The organism is Priestia sp. SIMBA_032 (assembly GCF_046535215.1).
Lineage (GTDB): Bacteria > Bacillota > Bacilli > Bacillales > Bacillaceae_H > Priestia > Priestia aryabhattai.
Map to the genome: position 1 here is coordinate 1 of NZ_JAWRXD010000880.1, position 263 is coordinate 263.

The following is a 263-nucleotide window of genomic DNA, read 5'->3' on the forward strand; positions in this document are numbered from 1 at the left end:
GGGCATCCGACTTTAGCAAGTTCGCCTTTTGTGCAAAGGTTAAGCGGGCTTCATCGAGATCGCCGAGAGCAGGATTTGCGTGTTGAAGGTACTCCGTGAGGTAGTGCTCGAGATATAGATGCGCGCGAAGAATGCGTCCAATACTGTCAGTGTCTTGATTCCAGCGTTCCTTCATCGCGTCGTAATCCGCTTCCATTGCAGCGAACGCTTTCTCACGACCGCCCATAAGTTCAAGGGCGCGCGTGGCAATGAACTCGATCTCG

Annotated in this window: 1 protein-coding gene; it reads right to left on the reverse strand. The window is 53.2% G+C overall.

All coding sequences use genetic code 11. The features are described 5' to 3' along the window. Positions 1-263 (reverse strand): hypothetical protein (locus tag SB717_RS36840; RefSeq protein WP_410908030.1); only part of this gene is annotated, 263 nt, incomplete at both ends.